Genomic DNA, 19,202 nt, shown 5'->3' with positions numbered 1-19,202 from the left:
CTAATTTTGGTAAAAAATATCATTAAATTCGGCGGCAAAGTTTTCTTGTCCTAACTCAACAAAAAGTGCTTTTAATTGCTCAAATGTATTTTCAGTTCCAGAACAAAAATCCCAAAATTCATTTTCAACCCATATATCTTGAGCGATATCTAGAGGAGAACTAAATAACTTAGTTTTTTGCATTTCATACCAAGATTTTGGAAAAGGATTAAAAGGAATAGCAATACGAGCCTCTAACTTAGCATTTGTATTTTTAGCAAGTCTATAGGCGTACCACTGTAGCATTTGTTTGTTAAATTTTTGAAAATCACCTTGATTTGGCTGTGCAGTTTTTATATCAAAAAGATATTCAATTCCATCCTTAAACAAATGAATATCAACTCCAGTTCCTGATGGAGGAGATACGTAAATGTAGGCGGCAATGTCTTGGGGATTAGTTTTTTCCGCAGCGTCTCTTAGGCTATCTATGCATTCTTTTGTTGAAACTCTCCTGTTATTAGGCTTATTTTCACGTTCATAAACTAGTTTATCCAATTCATTCTGCAAAGCTTGAGGAAACGGAGTTGGAACTAATATCTTCTCTTTGATGATTTGAAATCCATTGATTTCAGCTAATGTTTTAGATATAGGTTCCCAAAAAGTTGTTCCTAAACTTGTTTCTAATCCACCTATAAGAGAACGTATTCGTCTTTCATTAGGAAAAATATCATCTAATACTTGGTAATTTTTTACTTTTTTATTGTTAAAAAATTTTCTAATTGAAATTTTAAGATTTTCCTTGATTCTTTCTTTAAGATAGTCATCCATAATTCAATTCTTTGATGTTGATTAGGGCGGGCAACATAAGATGCCCAACCGATAAGCTGGTAGGGTACGTTACGGGTTTAGGCTAACACACCATCTAATCTAATATTGGGCACAGTTCATGGAAAATATAAACGATAATTATCAATTCCCAATGCCCAATACTTCGGCTTCGCTCAGTACAAGTGCCCCATTCCCAATACTAGTCAGATTTTTTTGTATCTGCTGATTTACTTGCCTTCGGTATAACTAAGACTTTATCAACACGATTACCATCCATATCCATTACTTCAATTCGCATACTTTGCCATTCAAAATAATCTGCTGCGGCCGGAATACGGCCTAAATTGGTGATCACAAAACCGCCTAAAGTTTGATAACTACCGCGTTCATCGGGTTGCCACTCTTCCATACCGAAAAGTTCCAAAAACTCCTCTACAGGCAACATCCCATCCAAAAGCCAGGAACCATCTTCGCGTTGCACAGCTTGTGGTTGATCCTGCCCATCTGTGGAAGGAACATCACCCACGATTTCGCTCATGATGTCGTTGAGAGTGACTAATCCTTGAATCACGCCGTATTCATCGACTACTAGCGCCATGTGAGTGATGGTTTGCTTGAACAATTCCAAAACTTTCAAGCCACGGGTGCTTTCTGGCACAAATACGGGCTGTCGCAATCCGATCGTCAAGTCTAGCGGTTCTCCTCGGAAACTTCTGGCTAATAAGTCGGTGACAGGGATAACACCCAGCACATTGTCAAGTCCCCCCTGACAAATTGGATACCGAGAATAGGCGCTATCAACCATTTTTTGGCGATTTTCTTCGGCAGAGTCGTCTAAGTCTAGCCAGACAATATCCGGGCGGGGTGTCATTAAGTAGCTGACAGCGCGATCGCCTAAACGAAAGACTCGCTCTACCATATCCTGTTCCGCTTCCTCAAAGGTTCCCGCCTCAGTGCCTTGCTCAATTAAGATTTTAATTTCTTCTTCGGTAACTTGCGGGTCGGTAGAAGCTGTAATTCCCAGTAATCGCAGGATCAAATCTGTAGAAGCGCTTAACAGAAAGACTACTGGAGAAGCGATCGCCGCCAAAGCTTGCATCGGAATAGCTACAATTGATGCAATCTTTTCTGGGTTGTTTAATGCCAGACGCTTCGGTACCAATTCGCCAACTATCAGTGAAAAATAGGTAATCACCAAAACCACTATTCCGAAAGATAGCGGTTCACTATAAGGTGCTAACAAGGGGACACGTTTTACATCGATTGCCAGTCGGTTGGCAATTGTTGCTCCTCCAAAAGCACCAGTCAGGATACCGATCAGCGAAATACCCACTTGAACGGTTGACAGGAAATGATTTGGAGACTCAGCTAGTTTCAATGCTGCTTTTGCCTTGGCATCTCCTTGATTGGCAAGCTGTTGTAGCCTAACTTTCCGTGCTGAGACGATCGCCATCTCAGACATAGAAAACACACCGTTGGCAATAATTAGCACCAAAATGATTAAAATTTCAAAAGTGATGGAGGACATGTTTAAAATTGCGGCTTATCAGAGCGAACGTAGCTCAATCCCTAGTATCTAGTATTAAAGGTGTTTCGATAAATGCTTTAACTGTACACAAAGTAATAGTTATAGTTCTTAAGTCTATTAGTGGCTGTGCATTATTCTCCCACCGAAAGAATAAGAAGGCTGTTAACACTTTTAAAATGGTTGACATAAACTGCCTCAAGATTTTCTGATCCACAAAGACTCCCATCGCTAGTAGTACTTATGTCATTTTCTTCTATTGTGCGTGCCTTAGCGCGATCGCCGCTCACTACTGAATTTATTTCTAAGCTAAACCGACAACAAGAATTGCGGTTAAATGGCATTCCCAGGCTGCCCAAGGCTCTAGTGGCTTCGGCATTAGCCCAAGCTAGTGGCAAGGATTTGTTCGTGGTTTGCGCCACTCTGGAGGAAGCTGGACGCGTTTACGCACAACTGGAGGCAATGGGATGGCAAACAGTACATTTTTACCCCACCTCCGAGGCTTCTCCCTACGAACCTTTTGACCCGGAAACTGAGATGAGTTGGGGGCAAATGCAGGTATTGGCGGATTTGCTTAAAAGTAAAGAGTCATTGGTCATTAGGAGCCACTGCGTTGCGGGGGTTCCCCCCGTTGAAGCAAGTGGCGTTCATTTGTCATTAGAAACAAACCAAGAACAAAGGACAAATGACAAAGGACAAATGACAAATATGGCGATTGTGGCTACTCAAGGGGCGCTGCAACCTCATTTGCCTCCACCAGCAGCTTTTGGGCAATTCTGTCTGACTCTGAAGCGGGGGATGGAATTAGACTTGAATGCCTTCAGTGAGAAGATAACTATTTTGGGGTACGAACGGGTGCCTTTGGTGGAAACGGAAGGCCAATGGAGTCGGCGGGGTGATATTGTTGATGTGTTCCCGGTTTCATCTGAGTTCCCAGTGCGGTTGGAATGGTTTGGGGATGAAATCGAGCAAATGCGGGAATTTGACCCAGCAACTCAACGTTCAGCCCTCGATAAAGTTGACCAGTTAATTCTTACCCCCACTAGCTTTACTCCCGTAGTAATGGCAGCACTGAAGAATAGTTCTGAGTTAGGAGTTAGGAGTTATGAGTTAAATTCTGACTCAGAACTTAGCACTGATAACTCATCACTGATTGAGGGTAGTCGTCGGTTTTTGGGGTTAGCTTTTGAGCAACCAGCATCTCTGTTAAACTACTTAGCAGAAAATACCCTAATTGCCATTGACGAGCCAGAACAGTGTCATGCTCATAGCGATCGCTGGGTAGAAAATGCCCAAGAACAGTGGGGAATGGGGAATAGGGAATGGGGAGTAGGGAATGGTGAAGAATCTACCCCCACTCCCCACTCCCTACTCCCTACTCCCCTATCATTGCCGAAAATTCACCGTTCTTTTGATGAGTGTTTGGCTGATGTTGCCAGGTTTAAAACATTATATTTATCGGAACTGTCAGAGGAAAATAGTGGGATAAATCTGGCCAGCCGACCTGTTCCAGTCATGCCACACCAGTTTGGTAAACTAGCTGAGACTATCCGCCAACAACGCGATCGCAATTTCTCGATCTGGCTGCTTTCTGCTCAACCTTCGCGTTCTGTCTCGCTTTTGCAAGAACATGATTGTCCGGCTCAGTTTATCCCCAATCCCCGCGACTACCTAGCGATCGATAAGCTCCAAATCAACCATACTCCCATAGCCCTAAAATATTCTGGTCTGGCGGAACTAGAAGGTTTTATCCTGCCTACGTACCGTTTAGTAATCGTTACAGATCGGGAATTCTTTGGGCAGCATTCCTTGGCGACTCCCGGCTATATCCGCAAGCGTCACAAAGCTACTTCTAAACAAGTTGATCCCAATAAGCTGCGTCCAGGCGATTATGTAGTTCACAGAAATCATGGTGTTGGCAAATTTGTCAAGCTGGAAAGTTTGACGATTAATAACGAAACCCGTGATTATTTAGCCGTGCAGTATGCTGACGGGTTACTCAGAGTTGCAGCCGATCAAGTCGGTGCTTTATCTCGGTTCCGCGCCGCAGGTGATAAAGCACCGGAACTTAACAGGATGACCGGGAAAGCTTGGGAAAATACCAAGAATAAAGTCCGCAAAGCGATCAAAAAATTGGCGGTGGACTTGTTGAAACTGTATGCAGCGCGATCGCAACAACAAGGTTTTAGCTTCCCAGGTGATATGCCTTGGCAGGAAGAATTGGAAGATTCTTTCCCCTACCAACCCACAACGGATCAACTCAAAGCTGTTCAAGATGTGAAACGTGACATGGAAAGCGATCGCCCAATGGATCGTTTAGTTTGTGGTGATGTCGGTTTTGGGAAAACGGAAGTGGCGATTCGTGCTATTTTCAAAGCAGTCATCGCCGGTAAACAAGTGGCGCTCCTTGCGCCAACGACTATTTTAACACAGCAGCATTACCATACACTTAAAGAACGTTTTGCTCCCTACCCCGTAAATGTCGGTTTACTTAACCGTTTTCGTTCGGCTGAAGAACGCCGCGATATTCAAAAGCGCTTGGCAACGGGTGAATTAGATGTAGTTGTTGGTACACAGCAACTTTTAGGTAAAGGCGTGATCTTCCGGGATTTAGGATTGTTGGTAGTGGATGAAGAACAGCGATTTGGGGTAAACCAAAAAGAGAAAATTAAAAGCCTGAAAACTCAGGTAGATGTGCTTACTCTCTCAGCCACTCCCATTCCCCGGACTTTGTATATGTCCTTGTCGGGAATTCGGGAAATGAGTTTAATCACCACACCACCGCCAACCAGACGCGCAATTAAAACCCATCTGTCACCGATTAATTCCGAAAGTATCCGCAGTGCAATTCGTCAAGAATTAGACAGAGGGGGACAGGTTTTTTATGTAGTTCCACGGGTGGATGGAATTGAAGAGACAACGGCCAATTTACGAGAAGTGATACCGGGGGCCAGGTTTGCGATCGCTCACGGTCAAATGGATGAAAGCGAGTTAGAATCGACCATGCTCACCTTCAGTAATGGCGACGCAGACATCCTCGTTTGTACGACAATTATTGAATCTGGCTTAGATATTCCACGAGTCAACACCATTTTGATTGAAGATGCTCATCGCTTTGGATTAGCACAGCTATATCAATTACGCGGTCGTGTGGGACGTGCAGGGATACAAGCTCATGCTTGGTTATTTTATCCGAAGCAACGGGCATTATCTGACGCGGCACGGCAACGTTTACGAGCAATTCAGGAATTTACTCAGCTAGGTTCTGGATATCAACTAGCGATGCGCGATATGGAAATCAGAGGCGTGGGTAACTTGCTAGGTGCAGAACAATCCGGTCAAATGGATGCCATCGGTTTTGATTTATACATGGAAATGCTGGAAGAAGCAATTCGGGAAATTCGAGGACAAGAAATACCGAAAGTGGAGGATACCCAGATTGACCTTAACCTGACGGCATTTATCCCAGCAGATTATATTACCGATTTGGATCAAAAGATGAGTGCTTATCGGGCGGTGGCCACAGCTAAATCTAAATCAGAATTAAAGCAGATTGCAGCCGAGTGGAGCGATCGCTATGGTAGTTTACCAGTGCCTGCAAATCAACTTTTGCGAGTCATGGAACTCAAACAGCTAGCGAAAAAAATCGGATTTAGCCGGATTAAACCAGAACAAAAGCAGCACGTTGTTTTAGAAACGCCAATGGAGGAACCTGCTTGGAATTTGTTGGCGGCGAATTTACCAGAAAATCTCAAGACGCGCTTTGTCTATTCTCCGGGTAAAGTGACGGTGCGTGGGTTAGGAGTTTTTAAGGCGGATCAACAATTGCAGAGTTTGATTGATGCTTTCGGGAGAATGCAGGGTGCGATTCCAGAGGCGGCTGTAGTTTAACTTTATGAATAGAGTCAAAACAAATCTATGTCAGTTATCACAGTTAAATCTTACGTAGAATATCGTCAAGATGCTTATTGGGTTGCAGGAACTCGGATTTCCCTGGACTCGATTGTCTATGCTTTCCAAAAAGGATTATCGCCTGAAAGCATTGTTAATTCTTTTCCGTTACTGACACTTGAACAAGTTTATGGAGCGATCGCGTTTTATCTAGCCAATCGTGCTGATATTGATGCTTATCTAAAAGCCGAAGAAGCAGCATTTGATACTATGCCTCAACCACTACAAGCCGCCGATCCTGCTTTGTATAACAAGCTCATGGCAGCCAAGGCAGCAAGACAACAGGTAGAATCGTGAATGTTAGCTACCAAGCCGATGCTGATTTGAATCAAGCGATCGTTACGGGAGTTCTGCGACAAGAACCCACCATTGACTTCCAAACTGCCTTGGCTGCTGAATTAGAAGGTGTAAAAGATTCTGAAGTATTGGCGATCGCAGCACAGCAAAGACGTATTCTCGTCAGCCATGACCGTAAAACAATGCCATCAGAGTTTGCCGAGTTCATTACCAGCAATCATAGTGCAGGAGTGATCATTATTTCCCAAAAGCTACCAGTTGAAGTTGCGATCGAGGAACTGCTGATAATTTGGGCGATATCCAGTGCAGAGGAATGGGTTGATCGGATTGCAAAGCTGCCTCTTTGAAATGCGCTGGAATCGTTGATCAATGTATCGGCATAGACCAAACAAAATGCAAAGTGCGTAGGCATAGCCCGTCGTAGACATCGCAGAGGCGGCTATTGTTTGATCAGTAGAAAAAGATTAGTCTATCAAGTGAAAACCTATGTCAGACTTACTTAGAAGAATTACAGTTAATCCCAAACAATGCGGTGGTCGCCCATGCATTCGGGGCATGAGAATTCGGGTATCAGATGTACTGGACTTGTTTGCATCTGGACTTAGTGCTGAACAAATCTTGGAAGAAATGCCCGATCTTGAGGCCGATGATCTCAAAGCAGCACTTCTATACGCATCGCGTAAGCTTAATCATCCAGTGTTAGTAGCTTAAACATTACCGTGTTGTTCCCGGTCTTGTTATGGTACAGCCCTACACACGTTAACAGCTACCCAACACTACGACGTTTTGAGTAAAATGCAAGGTGCGATACTCTTATCTATGTAATTTCGTGGTAAGTTAGTTTTTCTGTGAGAGATTAGGCATCTAAGTTTCTATAGCGCGAACAACCAACGCATTTTGCTACTCTAGTGGCAATTTCTTAAGCTCGGTAGTAACGTTTGAGATATTTGAGATAACGGTGCGTTGTGCCCTTGAGATATGATCGATGCCATCACACTTAACTCTGTCCTCCTAGCATCCACCGTCTTTTGGCACCTTCATTAACCAAGTCTATTTTTATAATGAATTGATTGTCCGCTAATTTCTTCTGTATTAATTTCAAATCGTGATCACCTAAATGATCTGCTAGGTATGCTTCCAATAAAATATCTACTAGTCGAATAATACTACCAGTAGGCATTAAAATATATCTTTGAATATATTTAATTGCTTTTTCGTCATCAGTCATTGCCTTACCACCAATACGTTTAGCAACAACAAAGCAAGATAGTTCTGCATCGCTTGCACGCTTATTTTCGGGAACAGTTGACATCTCAACAAGATCCTCAATTTCTAGAGAAAAACGCGAGATTTCGCCACTATTAAGTAACTTATTGTAATAGGCAAGACTTTCAGGATAGCCTTGTTCAAACTCTAACTGCACATATATGGTGGTCAGTAAAGAATAACCTAACGCCTTTAGAAGATAAAAGCGATTAATATACATGAAGTGAATAATCACACAAGTATCGATAGTCACAATATTGCCCACTAATCACTTACCTCCAAATACGTTAGAAGATCACATAGTAGCTGAGATCCTTGCTCTAGGGGAAGAAGTAACATATCTAGAAGCTTGTGGTACGTGATTTCTCCTCTTCTATAAGCTTGTGTACTTAAATCAATAAAATGCCATGATAAGCCTTGACGAATAACTTGTGTTAGTTTATTTCGTACACCTGATGACAAACTTGGTGGGGTTTCAGGATCGAATTTTTCAGTACGTTTAATCACTAAACGTTTATCCTGAAGTAGCTGTTTCTGCAAATTATCATCAAGCCATCCAATTTCAGAAAATCGAATAATTACTACTTGTGAGCTTACATAAAAACGCTCTGCGACTTGTCGTGCAAGGATGACCCAATTTTCATAGGTAGAAACAGGATAATAATCTATCTCTATTCTCTCCTTTGGAACTAATAAATTGCCAGCAAAACTATTAGCTCTCCACTCAAACTTAGATTTATTATTTGATTTTAAGTATGTCACTTCTTGACCTTGAGATGAGTCAAATAAAGCGTGGCAGTATTCGTGAGCAGCAGAGAAATTTTGCCGATACAAATCCTCTAAATAATTAATGAGAATACAATGGCCAGCAATGGGGTGATTGATATAGAGTGCTGAAATATTCTGATCTTCTAGCTCGCGTTTGAAAACATGAATACCTTGACTTCGTATTACGTCAAAAATGTTTTCAATTGGTCGTTGTTCTAAACTTAGTCGTTTTCTTTCAAAAGTAGCAGCCTCTCTACCTTGTCGTTTAAAATTAGTATGTCTGAATGAGAATTGAGTATAATCAGGAATTAGTGTACGCTCACGCTTAAAAATCTCTCTTTCTAGAAAATCTTCGTACTCACATAAGCGAACAAATTCCTGAATTGCAATACGGTCGCTGCGAGAAAGTGCGGCATTCTGGCGATACATTTCTTGCACTTGAGATTCTGCTGATGGATAATCGCCAGTAACAAAATATCTAAAATCACGACGGTACATAACTGTTAGCAGTACTAACTGATCTCCTGTTACATTTGCAGTTCCAGATTCAATTTTTAAATACTCCTGTATGGTTATTTTAAGCCGTGTTGCTGCCTCTTCTGATGTTATTTGAAGACTCTCACGTGCATTTTTGAGCTTTCGACCTAATACTCCATAATCGAACGTCATAGCTTATATCACCACTGCACAACATAAAAAGGTTTTACAAAGTTTGCGGGCTATCAGGAAGTAGGTTTATTGTACACAAACAATCGGCATCGAGACACAGGTTTACTGGTGAATTTGCAGCAACTTTAATACTGAACACTGACAGATAAGCTGGATGTACTCCTCTGACCGAAATTAACCCTGTTTTGTCACTCTCGGAAAACAATAATCGAAGCAAGATTCTGAACTTTGATTGAGTCAAGCTTTGAGTCTTTATTTTCTAACAGTCACTAAAATTTATAGCCAAAACCTAGAAATTAAAGCCCCGAAAGGCTTTCAGCGATTGGGTTTTCCCAAAGTGATAAAAGAGGGTTAAGCGGTTTAACTATTTATTATATGGCAAATATCAGTATAATTATTTACTTTATAACTATATAAGAACATTAAATTTACCAGAAAATCTCAAAATGCGCTTTGTGTATTCTCTTGGGAAAGTGACGGTGCGCGGTTTAGGAGTTTTTAAAGCAGATCAACAATTACAGAATTTGATTGATGCTTTAGGGAAAATGTAGGATGCAATTCCAGAGGCGGCTGTTGTTTGATGAGCAGGCGGAAATTCCAGACCTAACCCTTTGAGTCTAGTTAGTAGAATTAAAGGAAATACCAACCCAACTTCAACTTATGATAAAAACTATCGAAGGCATTTATCAGGATGGACAAATTCACCTCACCCACCTACCGCAAGATGTTAGCGATCGCTCCCAAGTTATCGTCACCTTTCTAGACCCTGGTAAAATTGACCCCACGAAATTACGCCAACTGATTGATCAGTTGGAGACAATTGCTGGAATTGGACAAGGTTTCGAGGAACTCAACGCTGGTAAAACTCGCCCCATTGGGGATTTCGTCCAAGAAATGCAGCAAAAGTATGGCATTTCAGGTTGAGATTACCCCAATTGCGGAAGCTCAGATTGAGCAAGCTTATCGCTGGTATCGAGAGCGGAATCCTGAATTTGCTGATCGTTGGTTTCGAGGATTGATGAATGCTATTGCTACCCTACAAGAGAAGCCCCAACGTTGTGCTTTAGCAGTCGAACATGAAATTTTTCCAGAAGAAGTACGCCAACTCCTTTATGGAAAAGCCAAAAACGTATACTGAGTACTTTTTACAATTCGAGGTACTACAGTGAATGTGTTGTATGTGCGCCACACTGGACAAGCACCACTGACAGTAGATGATCTAGAGGAGTTAGAAGGTGGAGTTTAGGATTTCAAGGCGATCGCATCCTGTTCATCGCAATCAAGATTTGAAAGTTGGAACCTTGAAAGCCTTGATGAAAATAGCCCAGCTATTTGAAGAAGATTTACTTTAATTTCAAATTACTGCTCTGATTCATTCACTAACTTGCTTGGTTCACCGGGGTAGAAGTCATAGTCCACAATCTCTGACAAACTGTAAGGACACTCTACCGGAAAAGTACGCTTGGGCAAATCTGTTTCTCCAACAGCTAATTCGACACCTTTAAGGTAGGCTTTGCGAAGTGCTTCTTCAAGGTAGGGCTTTAAGCTAGGATTATCTTCAAGCAGTTCAGCAATATCTAAGCGTTGAATCCGAAGTGTTGCTAACCAACTACGGCTACGGCACGCTGACTGGTACTGCCATTTTAGTAAATGTCCAATCAACACACTCAGACGGTTTCGCAGTTCTTGACGTTGCTGTTTACCCAAAGATTGAATCTCCTCAATCAGATTTTGCAGATCAATCTGACTCCACTGCTCATTGCGAAGTAAAGTTACTTGTTCCTGTGTCCAAGCGTAAAAATCAGTTTCGTAGAGGCTTGGTGAAGGCATTGGTATCTTTGGGTTTGTTTCAGGTACACCCATTAGGTTAGTTCAACCTCAACGTCTTTGCTTTTATTGTAGAACTGTCTGAAATCGAGGTGATCAATAAGACGACAAAGGTGGTTGCAAAACCGGGGTCTAATATTTTGGTTGGAGCGATCGCAATTATACAAGTATTATTTATAGCGATCGCACCAAGTTAAATTCAGCTAGTGGCGAACGTTGAAAAACTAGATGCAAAGTTGGGTTAATCGCAGGAAATCCAACACTTGCTACTCAAACCCTATGAATTCTACTATTGAGAGCGATCGCTATGGTAGTTTACCAGTAAGAGCAAATCAACTTTTGCGAGTCATGGAACTCAAACAGTTAGCAAAAAAATCGGATTTAGCGCACTCACTCCTGATACGCTATTATTGGCAGATACGAGGAGATTCCAGCTTGCCCACACTAGAACAGTCAGATACTGCCATATTTGTCTGTCAACTCCTTTCTACTCTGTACCAGCCAATTCAAGTTTTTCATTACTACCAGAAATTCAACACCATTTACATTCAAGCTGGGGTCAATGATGAGATTGCACTTGTGATCGATGAAGATGGAAGTTGGGAGTTTGTTCTATGACATGGAATCTGTCTGAGATGACAAATACTGAGTTAAAACAGTACCTTTCTGAACACAGAAATGATCAGCAAGCTTTCCAGGCGGCATTGGAGGTCTTGATGAGTCGCCGTAATCCAGCCAATCGTCAACCATATCCTTTCGACCTTGCCGATCCCAAAACTGAAGTCGAAGCAATTTTTAGGAAAAAGTTAAACCAGACTGAGTAATAAGAACTCCACCGACGTTTGGCAGAATGGGTTATTTGTCATTAATTGAAGTATTGGGGCTACATTGTCAAATTTCTCTTTCTATCTTATAAAAAAAGTCCGAACACCTTAGAGGGTCGGACAGATTAAAGTTTAAGACCAATCTATTAATTTAGCCCATAAACTTATGAGGTCAGGATACCCCGTTGAGCCAACTCCATAACTATGACACTATAGCAACCACGATAGGCTGCTTCTTTACGACCCACTTCAGCAGGTTTACCCTTGTTGTCTTCATTTTCCTTAAGCACTATTCCAGCCATCTCGTCGATCGTAGCTTTTAATAATTCTTCAGGGTTCACTAGCCAGTCTAGCTCCCCTTGTTCCCAAGCCGCACGAGAAATATTGGCTCTGAACGCTGCTACCATTGGGTAGAGCCACCCAAGGTGCAGATGCCCATTAATTAGCCCACCAGCAAAGTGAGCTTTTCGCTCTTTATTTTTGGGCGAACGAACGCGATTATTTTTCTTTGTGTTGCTGACTTTGAGTTTGCCAGGAAACTTTGGAGCTGCTAATTGCTGTATCCGATCAATTAGAATCAGGATATCATCTAGATGAGGAACAAGTCGCTTAAACACACAACTATCCTTTTCCTTCACATCCTTGATAAAGGTGTCAAGAACAGCTTTGGGCTTACCGAAAATTGTATGAGGATGGTTCTTTCTGTCAGGAAACAGCTCTAAATTAAGGAGATTCATATAAGTGAGGATTTGCTCAATATCAAACTCTCCCGAATCGCCCATCTTGTAGGCTATTTGATCAGATCCTTGTTTTCCTTCTAGAGAACGCTTAATTTCATCAAAAGAGCCTTGCAGATTCTCGATAGAGGTATTGTCTACCTGCAATGAGCGGTTCAATCCTTCAGCAATATCGGCAATCAGGTATGAGTCAACATCCTCCATTGCTAGGATGTGAAGGCGAACATACGCATCCCAAGGATTGGGATACTCGCCGTCTTCAGTTACTTCACGAATTGCAAAGAAAGTGTGACCCCCATTGATCAAGCCGTGCTGAGAGGGGTCTGTAAGTTGCAAGGTTACTACACCTTGCCCACCTTTCTCCTTTACGAACTCTGTGTCCTTTACAATCAGATAAATACCTTGATTTTTGAAAGCAAATTTTTCAGGATGCTCCCTTAAAGTTTCAACGATTTGATGAGCGACAACTCCTGCTAGCGCACCTTTCGTGTTGCGGCGGGGGGTACGCGGGTTAATGGACATCCAATCTTCCAGCTCTTGAGGAACATCTTCTACCCGTACAAAGCAAGTTGCTAGTTTTGCTTTACTTATAGCTCCGTTAGAAGGAACTGGCATAGTACGATATTCATCCGCTGGAATGCGGAATTCAACTACTTTTAACATTATTTTTCCTCAAAAATCCAGTGAGCTATACCCGCTGTAATTGACAAGAGCGCTGAATCAGAGGCTTGATTAAGACTCTAGATTTTGTTCAGTGCTAGCTATTATTGTTACTATAATCTTGCTCTAATTGTCAAGTGAGCGCTCGTATTAGAGACAGAGTGATTGCACATTGGACTGGCGTTAATAGTCCGGTATTAAGTAGCTGGATAAAAACATTTACAGTCATTGCGAGCGGAGCGAAGCAATCCCAGCCCTTGCGGTTGCTTCATTTCGCTTCGCTGCATTCGCAATGACATTGTGTAATTAATTCTGTCTGACTACTTATCTTAGGTTAAGTCCAGGCATAAATGCCCACTGTAAGTGGCGATCGCACCCTAACAACCCCAACAGAGTGCAAGCAGAGATAATTTATACTATAACTTTCGTAACGATTGACAGCTATGACAGAGCTATTTGAACAAGCGATCGCTAAACCCATAAAGAGATAAAGTTTTAATAATACCTTCGCCAATTTCCGAGGATGAGTTGATGATACTTTGATTATTAACTTCGTTTTCTCGCTCGGCTTGGCAAAAACAATAAGTTCTAAAAATTCCTTTAAGGTTTCACACAAGGGTTTTTTAAAGTATGGCTGAACATCCATTTAATGACCAACTGAGTTTAGAAGAACAAACTGAAAAACTTGGAAAGCAAGCAGTAACATTAGGTTTGATTCCCAGCTTTGTGGTACATTACTTTCCCGATACCTGGGTATTTTTTATACCTAATGAAAGTCAATCAGAACCACTGACACCAGAAGAGGCATACCTTCGTTTAAAACAACTGGTTAAACAGTAGATTTCCTATATTTTGACGCCTCGGCGGAGCTTTTCCCTTGCTCCGCTCCTGAATTCTGTTTCGATAATAGCTAGGCACTGCAATTGTTAAGTAACAGTAGTTATGGCGAAACCTGCAATTTTAACTGTCGATGATGATCCAGAAGTGTTGCAAGCGGTGTCACGAGACTTGCGACATCAGTATGGCGATCGCTTCCGCATTGTCCGGGCAGATTCCGGTATTGCCGCTCTGGACGTGGTGCAGCAACTCAAATTGCGGAATGAAGCAGTTGCTCTATTTTTGGTAGATCAAAGAATGCCCCAAATGGGAGGTGTGGAGTTCCTAGAACAGGCAAAAGACATCTTTCCTGATGCCAAACGTACTTTGCTGACGGCCTATGCAGATACGGATGCTGCGATTAAGTCAATTAATAGTGTCAGACTTGATTACTACTTACTTAAGCCCTGGAATCCACCAGAAGAGCGACTATATCCGGTTTTGGATGACTTGCTAGATGACTGGCTAGCTGGATTCCGCCCACCCTTTGAAGGGATTCGAGTCATTGGTAATCGCTGGTCGCCTTTTTCCCATCAGGTGAAAGACTTTCTAGCACGTAACCAGATTCCATACAAATGGTTGGATATTGAACTGGAGCCGGATGCAGCAAAATTAGTGGAATACGCAGAAGCTGATTGCAGACAGCAATTGCCCTTGGTGCTGTTTGCCGATGGTTCCCGATTAATCCAACCATCTAATCTAGAGATTGCCGCGAAAATTGGACTGCAAACCCAGGCAGAACGTCCTTTTTATGACTTAGCGATCGTCGGTGGTGGCCCCGCCGGATTAGCAGCCGCCGTCTATGGCGCTTCCGAGGGATTGAGTACAGTCTTAATTGAGCGTGAGGCACCGGGCGGACAAGCAGGCACGAGTTCACGCATTGAGAACTATCTGGGGTTTCCCGTTGGCTTGAGCGGTAGCGATTTGGCCAGGCGAGGAGTTACCCAGGCGCGGCGATTTGGAGTAGAAATTCTCACTCCTCAAGTAGTAACCGGAGTTAAGCTGCAAGATCCTTATCGGGTTCTGCAATTGGGGGATGGCAGTGAGATTAGTTGCCATGCACTTTTAGTTGCAACCGGCGTTTCCTACCGTTGGTTAAATGTCCCAGGAGCCGAAAAGCTTACAGGAGCCGGAATTTATTACGGTGCTGCCATGACTGAGGCGATCGCCTGTAGCAATGAAGAGGTTTACCTAGTCGGCGGGGCAAATTCTGCGGGACAGGCAGCAATGCATTTTTCTAAGTATGCCAGTAAAGTGATCATCTTGGTGCGCGGTGAGTCGCTTTCATCGAGTATGTCCCAATATTTGATTGACCAGATTGCAGCTACTGCAAATATCAAAGTTTGCACAGGTTGCAGCGTCATCGAAGTAAAGGGAGATAAACATTTAGAAGAAATTGTGATTGCCCATGCCTTGACTGGACAAATTGAAACCGTGCCAGCGCGATCGCTTTTTATCTTCATCGGTGCTACCCCCAAAACTGATTGGCTCGATGGTGTTATTCAACGCGATGCTCAAGGGTTTATCATCACAGGGCCGGACTTAATAGATAATGGCAAATCTCCTCCAGGTTGGCGTTTGGAACGCTCTCCTTTTTTGCTAGAAAGTAGTGTTTCTGGGATCTTTGCAGCCGGAGATGTGCGATCCGGGTCAATTAAGCGGGTGGCATCCGGCGTGGGAGAAGGTTCGATCGCCATTCAATTCGTTCACCGCTATCTGAGCAATGTTTAGCTGGAGTCGGAAAAACTCAGGAGGTTGATTGATGTTGTGTATTGAAGAACTGATCAACTTAGACCCCTTTCAACAGCTTCCGAAAGAGCAATTGGAGTGGGTTTGCGATCGCGCTCAAACGGTTGAACTCCCTACGGGAAAAGTGTTGGCACATGAGGGAGATCCTGGACACGGCTTATTTATCCTAGTCAAAGGTAAAATTAATCTCACCCGCCGCAGTCAAGGAGTTGAAATTCCCATCGGGCAACATCAAGCCCCATCCTTTTTTGGTGAAATTCCAGTCCTCACAGATGAACCTGTACCTGTGACAATGCGGGCATTGACAGATTGCAACCTCTATGAAATTAAGGCAGAAGACTTCCGCAAACTGCTGCATGAATGTCGTGATTTTGAGCGGATGGTCTTCCGCATTATGGAACGTCGTCTTCGGGGGCTAGAATCCTTTATTCGGGGACGGGAAAAGATGGCAGCTTTAGGAACACTTGCCGCCGGTCTAGCTCATGAACTCAACAACCCAGCATCAGCCCTGGTTCGGACTTTCCAGGAAATGCCAGCTGCCATCCTGGAGCTACAACGAATGAACTTAGTTTATGGGCAACGCCATGTTGAGGAAGCGCATACTCAAAACTGGTTGAGACTGCGCGATCAGGGCTATGACGCAATTTTGAATGATCGTTTAGATCCGGTGAGACTAAGCGATCGCGAAACCGTGTTGCTGGAATGGTTAGAAGATTATGGTGTAGAGCAGGCATGGAAATTAGCAGAACCTTTAGCGGAAGGTGGTGTTGAGGTCGAAACCCTAGATCAGATAATGGAACGTTGGCGCAACGACGACACTGAATTGCGAGAAATGGGATTGCACTGGCTATCGCTTTCCTTTGAAGTCATGTCGATGATTAAACATGGTTTGCGAGGCGCTCAGAGGATTTCCGAACTTGTGCAAGCGATGAAGTCTTATGCTTACCTCGATCAAGGCGTTCAGCAAGAAGTGAATCTGCATCAAGGTTTAGAAGATACATTGCGATTGTTTGCTCATAAACTTAAGTGCGGTGTCCAAGTACAACGCAATTACGATCAATGTCTTCCTAAAATGCTTGCTTATGGCAGTGAACTGAATCAGGTGTGGACAAACTTAATCGACAACGCCATTGATGCAATGGATGGTAAGGGACTCCTAGAAATTACAACATACCATTGCGATCGCTTTGCCCATATTGACATCATCGATTCTGGCAGTGGAATTCCATCTGAAATTCAAACCCGCATTTTTGAACCTTTCTTCACCACCAAATCAGTGGGGCGTGGTTCAGGACTCGGTTTGGAAACCGTTCGCCGGATTGTAGAAAATCGTCATCACGGTACGCTCTCATTTGAGTCGCAGCCAGGCAGAACTTGTTTCACCATTTGCTTGCCTTTGTCAAATCATTGAGTAAACCAGTGATGAATATCTGGGAAAGAGATTTTTTTGAAAAGCCGTTTCAATCGCAGTAGCTAAATCATAATATAGCGGTTCTCGCTTGAGTAGGTACTGAACCCCACCCCCAACCCCCTCCCCGCTCTTCGAGAGGGGGCTATGATGTACCTTATGTGATTAGGAAACGCTATAAGTTTCCATAGATCAAATCAAGGCAGTAGGTCTGGGTAGTTCATAGATTAGAATAGGACTTGCTCATGAGGTGTTAATCAACCTCTCAAGTTGAAGCTTGCACTCCGATTATGACCGATCTACCACCCAACGCTCAAAATCCCGAAGAAAATGCTAACAACGATGTGGCACAAGAATTACTGCGAAAGCTGAGGCAAAAACAAGGCAACTGGGTGGAGTGGGGAATGGCGATCGCCTCGTTGCTAAAAGCCGGTTACAATCCCCAAGAAATTTTTGAGGCGACTGGATTTGAGCCAATTCAACAAAATCAGGTAGTTGTTGGTTCTCAAGTTTACAATTCTTTGGAAAAGTTTGGAGCCTCGTCAGCAGCGCGATCGCACTATGCCACACGCGGCAGTGATGTTTTATACGAACTGCGTTTGCTCACCCAAGAAGAACGCGCCAGCGCCGCCGAACTGATTTTCGTCCAGAAAGTCGATGCGGATGAGGCGCGGGAAGTAGCCAAAGCCATTAAAGAGTTCTCCTATTTCCGCATTTTGCCAGAAGGGTTTTCTGCCCATCCTGGGGATGCAGTTGCTCACCAAGTTTGGAAACGCGCCCGCCAAAATACAGATTTGCAACAGCGATCGCGTCTGATCGCCAAAGGTTTACGCTTTGCTCACACGCCAGAAGCAAGGACAAAAATCGAACAGCTACTGACTGATTTTACTAGCGTTCCCCAGCGTCCGGCTCCAATTTTACCTTTTTACCGCCTGGAATCTGAAGAACAATTACCCCGAATCATTCCCGTAGTCGGTGAGTTGCCATTGTCACGGCAAGACTTGCAAGCTGTGCCCATAGTCACAGAAATTGAACCATTTCGCATGGTGAAGTTTTCTGGAGAGCAAGCTTGGGTACCTTTACCAGGTTGGCAAGTGCTGTTGGCGGCAGAAGATCCAGTGGTAATTATCGCCAATAGCGATCGCTTCCCTATCCAAAACCAAAGCCGAATAGAACCCGTCGTCGTTGTGATAGATCGTGCCCAACGACAATGGGATATTTCCAACTACTTTGTCGTTGAAAATGGTGGTGAATTAGATTTTCAGTGGTTTGAAACTGAGCCGGAAATTCCTCTACTAGGACAAATTATTATCATTGTGCGTCCTAAGAAAATTCTGGATGAAGAATTAACTAAGGATTCATGGCAGATTGACGAGTAAATTCAATTTTAGGCAGGACTAACTCTGCGATCTAATCTGTTAAGACTGTCCAAACAATAGCAGATGGGGCATTGGTTCAATTTTCTGTTTGGCCAATGCCACCATTTGTTTTAACTCTCTTAATCAGAATATAGGAATCATATTTGATTTCTGAAAAAATCTCGGTAGTCTTGTAGTAGACCGTCTAGGCTAAAATTTTCCCAAAAAATTGCTTTGTTGGGTGGAGGCTTTGCGTAACCCAACATCCTGATAATTAGTTGGGTTGCGCTCCGCTCCACCCAACCTACGTCTACGTCTAATGCACTATTGCGATCGCTCGGAGGGCTGCTGCCTCCCAGTTTGACAGGAGGCAGCAGCCCTCCCACAAGAGCATTACAAGGCAGAGCCTTGTAACGAGAGGTAATGCACATTTGGTTATGTCTGTCAATGCGTAAGTCCGATAAATTTTAATATAGCGTA

Annotated in this window: 20 protein-coding genes and 1 pseudogene; 13 read left to right on the top strand and 8 right to left on the bottom strand. The window is 43.2% G+C overall.

Annotated features, from left to right (window positions below; all coding sequences use genetic code 11):
• Positions 1 to 807, bottom strand: a complete 807-nt coding sequence (locus tag V7K27_RS09915; protein WP_334946612.1) for a TdeIII family type II restriction endonuclease — start codon at positions 805 to 807, stop codon at positions 1 to 3.
• Between the two features lie 199 nt (positions 808 to 1,006).
• The gene (locus V7K27_RS09910; RefSeq protein ID WP_334946611.1) at positions 1,007 to 2,335 is read right to left on the bottom strand and encodes a hemolysin family protein; all 1,329 of its coding nucleotides are present in this window, start codon (positions 2,333 to 2,335) and stop codon (positions 1,007 to 1,009) included.
• A gap of 240 nt (positions 2,336 to 2,575) precedes the next feature.
• On the opposite strand from V7K27_RS09910, the gene mfd reads away from it, so the two are divergent.
• The 4 genes from mfd to V7K27_RS09890 all read left to right on the top strand — a co-directional run bounded on the left by mfd (position 2,576) and on the right by V7K27_RS09890 (position 7,291).
• Positions 2,576 to 6,223 (top strand): transcription-repair coupling factor, encoded by a 3,648-nt coding sequence (mfd, locus tag V7K27_RS09905; RefSeq protein ID WP_334946609.1) that lies wholly within the window; start codon positions 2,576 to 2,578, stop codon positions 6,221 to 6,223.
• 27 nt (positions 6,224 to 6,250) lie between these two features.
• Positions 6,251 to 6,580, top strand: coding sequence for a DUF433 domain-containing protein (locus tag V7K27_RS09900; RefSeq protein ID WP_334946607.1), 330 nt, complete (start codon positions 6,251 to 6,253; stop codon positions 6,578 to 6,580).
• The gene (locus V7K27_RS09895; protein ID WP_334946605.1) at positions 6,577 to 6,927 is read left to right on the top strand and encodes a DUF5615 family PIN-like protein; all 351 of its coding nucleotides are present in this window, start codon (positions 6,577 to 6,579) and stop codon (positions 6,925 to 6,927) included. Before V7K27_RS09900 ends, V7K27_RS09895 begins: the two co-directional genes overlap by 4 nt.
• Positions 6,928 to 7,066: 139 nt before the next feature.
• Complete coding sequence (locus V7K27_RS09890) at positions 7,067 to 7,291, top strand: DUF433 domain-containing protein (RefSeq protein WP_292805920.1); 225 nt, start codon at positions 7,067 to 7,069, stop codon at positions 7,289 to 7,291.
• Between the two features lie 286 nt (positions 7,292 to 7,577).
• On the opposite strand, the gene V7K27_RS09885 is transcribed toward V7K27_RS09890, so the two are convergent.
• Both V7K27_RS09885 and V7K27_RS09880 read right to left on the bottom strand, forming a co-directional pair.
• Positions 7,578 to 8,099: a hypothetical protein gene (locus V7K27_RS09885; protein WP_334946603.1), complete on the bottom strand. Its 522-nt coding sequence runs from the start codon at positions 8,097 to 8,099 to the stop codon at positions 7,578 to 7,580.
• 11 nt (positions 8,100 to 8,110) lie between these two features.
• Positions 8,111 to 9,283, bottom strand: a complete 1,173-nt coding sequence (locus tag V7K27_RS09880) for a helix-turn-helix domain-containing protein (protein WP_334946601.1) — start codon at positions 9,281 to 9,283, stop codon at positions 8,111 to 8,113.
• A 660-nt stretch (positions 9,284 to 9,943) separates the two neighbouring features.
• On the opposite strand from V7K27_RS09880, the gene V7K27_RS09875 reads away from it, so the two are divergent.
• Positions 9,944 to 10,207 (top strand): hypothetical protein, encoded by a 264-nt coding sequence (locus V7K27_RS09875; RefSeq protein ID WP_334946599.1) that lies wholly within the window; start codon positions 9,944 to 9,946, stop codon positions 10,205 to 10,207.
• Positions 10,191 to 10,421, top strand: a complete 231-nt coding sequence (locus tag V7K27_RS09870; protein WP_334946597.1) for a type II toxin-antitoxin system RelE/ParE family toxin — start codon at positions 10,191 to 10,193, stop codon at positions 10,419 to 10,421. The genes V7K27_RS09875 and V7K27_RS09870 overlap by 17 nt, the downstream gene beginning before the upstream one ends.
• Before the next feature lie 221 nt (positions 10,422 to 10,642).
• Here V7K27_RS09870 and V7K27_RS09860 read toward each other — a convergent pair whose 3' ends face one another.
• Complete coding sequence (locus V7K27_RS09860; RefSeq protein WP_334946593.1) at positions 10,643 to 11,113, bottom strand: DUF29 domain-containing protein; 471 nt, start codon at positions 11,111 to 11,113, stop codon at positions 10,643 to 10,645.
• Positions 11,114 to 11,407: 294 nt separating this feature from the next.
• Between V7K27_RS09860 and V7K27_RS36440 the strand changes: the two are divergent.
• The 3 genes and pseudogenes from V7K27_RS36440 to V7K27_RS09850 all read left to right on the top strand — a co-directional run.
• Positions 11,408 to 11,511: pseudogene (locus tag V7K27_RS36440) on the top strand (TRCF domain-containing protein); the annotation flags it as partial.
• Positions 11,512 to 11,545: 34 nt separating this feature from the next.
• A complete protein-coding gene (locus tag V7K27_RS36435) occupies positions 11,546 to 11,728 on the top strand; it encodes a DUF6888 family protein (RefSeq protein WP_442947603.1) in 183 nt (60 codons plus the stop codon).
• Positions 11,725 to 11,934 carry a DUF6887 family protein gene (locus tag V7K27_RS09850; RefSeq protein ID WP_334946589.1) on the top strand — a complete coding sequence of 70 codons (210 nt, stop codon included), beginning with the start codon at positions 11,725 to 11,727 and terminating at the stop codon, positions 11,932 to 11,934. The genes V7K27_RS36435 and V7K27_RS09850 overlap by 4 nt, the downstream gene beginning before the upstream one ends.
• Positions 11,935 to 12,098: 164 nt before the next feature.
• Here the strand turns inward: V7K27_RS09850 and V7K27_RS09845 are convergent, their stop codons facing one another.
• Both V7K27_RS09845 and V7K27_RS09840 read right to left on the bottom strand, forming a co-directional pair.
• The gene (locus V7K27_RS09845) at positions 12,099 to 13,334 is read right to left on the bottom strand and encodes an AIPR family protein (RefSeq protein ID WP_334946588.1); all 1,236 of its coding nucleotides are present in this window, start codon (positions 13,332 to 13,334) and stop codon (positions 12,099 to 12,101) included.
• A 331-nt stretch (positions 13,335 to 13,665) separates the two neighbouring features.
• Positions 13,666 to 13,947 (bottom strand): hypothetical protein, encoded by a 282-nt coding sequence (locus V7K27_RS09840; protein ID WP_334946586.1) that lies wholly within the window; start codon positions 13,945 to 13,947, stop codon positions 13,666 to 13,668.
• A 14-nt stretch (positions 13,948 to 13,961) separates the two neighbouring features.
• Here V7K27_RS09840 and V7K27_RS09835 point away from each other — a divergent pair, with 14 nt between their 5' ends.
• The 4 genes from V7K27_RS09835 (at position 13,962) to V7K27_RS09820 (ending at position 18,743) form a co-directional block, all read left to right on the top strand.
• Positions 13,962 to 14,171: a hypothetical protein gene (locus V7K27_RS09835; RefSeq protein WP_334946584.1), complete on the top strand. Its 210-nt coding sequence runs from the start codon at positions 13,962 to 13,964 to the stop codon at positions 14,169 to 14,171.
• Between the two features lie 102 nt (positions 14,172 to 14,273).
• A complete protein-coding gene (locus tag V7K27_RS09830; RefSeq protein ID WP_334946583.1) occupies positions 14,274 to 15,938 on the top strand; it encodes an FAD-dependent oxidoreductase in 1,665 nt (554 codons plus the stop codon).
• A 31-nt stretch (positions 15,939 to 15,969) separates the two neighbouring features.
• Positions 15,970 to 17,367, top strand: a complete 1,398-nt coding sequence (locus V7K27_RS09825) for an ATP-binding protein (RefSeq protein ID WP_334946582.1) — start codon at positions 15,970 to 15,972, stop codon at positions 17,365 to 17,367.
• Positions 17,368 to 17,654: 287 nt separating this feature from the next.
• Positions 17,655 to 18,743 carry a RuBisCO accumulation factor 1 gene (locus V7K27_RS09820; protein WP_334946580.1) on the top strand — a complete coding sequence of 363 codons (1,089 nt, stop codon included), beginning with the start codon at positions 17,655 to 17,657 and terminating at the stop codon, positions 18,741 to 18,743.
• Positions 18,744 to 18,880: 137 nt separating this feature from the next.
• On the opposite strand, the gene V7K27_RS09815 is transcribed toward V7K27_RS09820, so the two are convergent.
• On the bottom strand, positions 18,881 to 19,153 hold the full coding sequence (locus tag V7K27_RS09815) for a hypothetical protein (RefSeq protein WP_334946578.1): 273 nt from the start codon (positions 19,151 to 19,153) through the stop codon (positions 18,881 to 18,883).
• Positions 19,154 to 19,202: the final 49 nt, after the last annotated feature.

Origin of the sequence: Nostoc sp. (assembly GCF_036919575.1) — a bacterium.
Classification (GTDB): Bacteria; Cyanobacteriota; Cyanobacteriia; order Cyanobacteriales; family Nostocaceae; genus Nostoc.
The sequence above is the reverse complement of the archived record's forward strand: the minus strand, read 5'-3'. Positions and strand labels throughout refer to the sequence as shown.

What these genes read in the sequence shown, in the direction of transcription:
- V7K27_RS09915 (WP_334946612.1), bottom strand. Translation starts at nt 807, where the DNA reads ATGGATGACTATCTTAAAGAAAGAATCAAGGAAAATCTTAAAATTTCA.
- V7K27_RS09835 (WP_334946584.1), top strand. Translation starts at nt 13,962, where the DNA reads ATGGCTGAACATCCATTTAATGACCAACTGAGTTTAGAAGAACAAACT.
- V7K27_RS09910 (WP_334946611.1), bottom strand. Translation starts at nt 2,335, where the DNA reads ATGTCCTCCATCACTTTTGAAATTTTAATCATTTTGGTGCTAATTATT.
- V7K27_RS09860 (WP_334946593.1), bottom strand. Translation starts at nt 11,113, where the DNA reads ATGCCTTCACCAAGCCTCTACGAAACTGATTTTTACGCTTGGACACAG.
- V7K27_RS09870 (WP_334946597.1), top strand. Translation starts at nt 10,191, where the DNA reads ATGGCATTTCAGGTTGAGATTACCCCAATTGCGGAAGCTCAGATTGAG.
- V7K27_RS09875 (WP_334946599.1), top strand. Translation starts at nt 9,944, where the DNA reads ATGATAAAAACTATCGAAGGCATTTATCAGGATGGACAAATTCACCTC.
- V7K27_RS09815 (WP_334946578.1), bottom strand. Translation starts at nt 19,153, where the DNA reads ATGTGCATTACCTCTCGTTACAAGGCTCTGCCTTGTAATGCTCTTGTG.
- V7K27_RS09845 (WP_334946588.1), bottom strand. Translation starts at nt 13,334, where the DNA reads ATGTTAAAAGTAGTTGAATTCCGCATTCCAGCGGATGAATATCGTACT.
- V7K27_RS09900 (WP_334946607.1), top strand. Translation starts at nt 6,251, where the DNA reads ATGTCAGTTATCACAGTTAAATCTTACGTAGAATATCGTCAAGATGCT.
- mfd (WP_334946609.1), top strand. Translation starts at nt 2,576, where the DNA reads ATGTCATTTTCTTCTATTGTGCGTGCCTTAGCGCGATCGCCGCTCACT.
- V7K27_RS09830 (WP_334946583.1), top strand. Translation starts at nt 14,274, where the DNA reads ATGGCGAAACCTGCAATTTTAACTGTCGATGATGATCCAGAAGTGTTG.
- V7K27_RS09850 (WP_334946589.1), top strand. Translation starts at nt 11,725, where the DNA reads ATGACATGGAATCTGTCTGAGATGACAAATACTGAGTTAAAACAGTAC.
- V7K27_RS09820 (WP_334946580.1), top strand. Translation starts at nt 17,655, where the DNA reads ATGACCGATCTACCACCCAACGCTCAAAATCCCGAAGAAAATGCTAAC.
- V7K27_RS09890 (WP_292805920.1), top strand. Translation starts at nt 7,067, where the DNA reads ATGTCAGACTTACTTAGAAGAATTACAGTTAATCCCAAACAATGCGGT.
- V7K27_RS09880 (WP_334946601.1), bottom strand. Translation starts at nt 9,283, where the DNA reads ATGACGTTCGATTATGGAGTATTAGGTCGAAAGCTCAAAAATGCACGT.
- V7K27_RS09825 (WP_334946582.1), top strand. Translation starts at nt 15,970, where the DNA reads ATGTTGTGTATTGAAGAACTGATCAACTTAGACCCCTTTCAACAGCTT.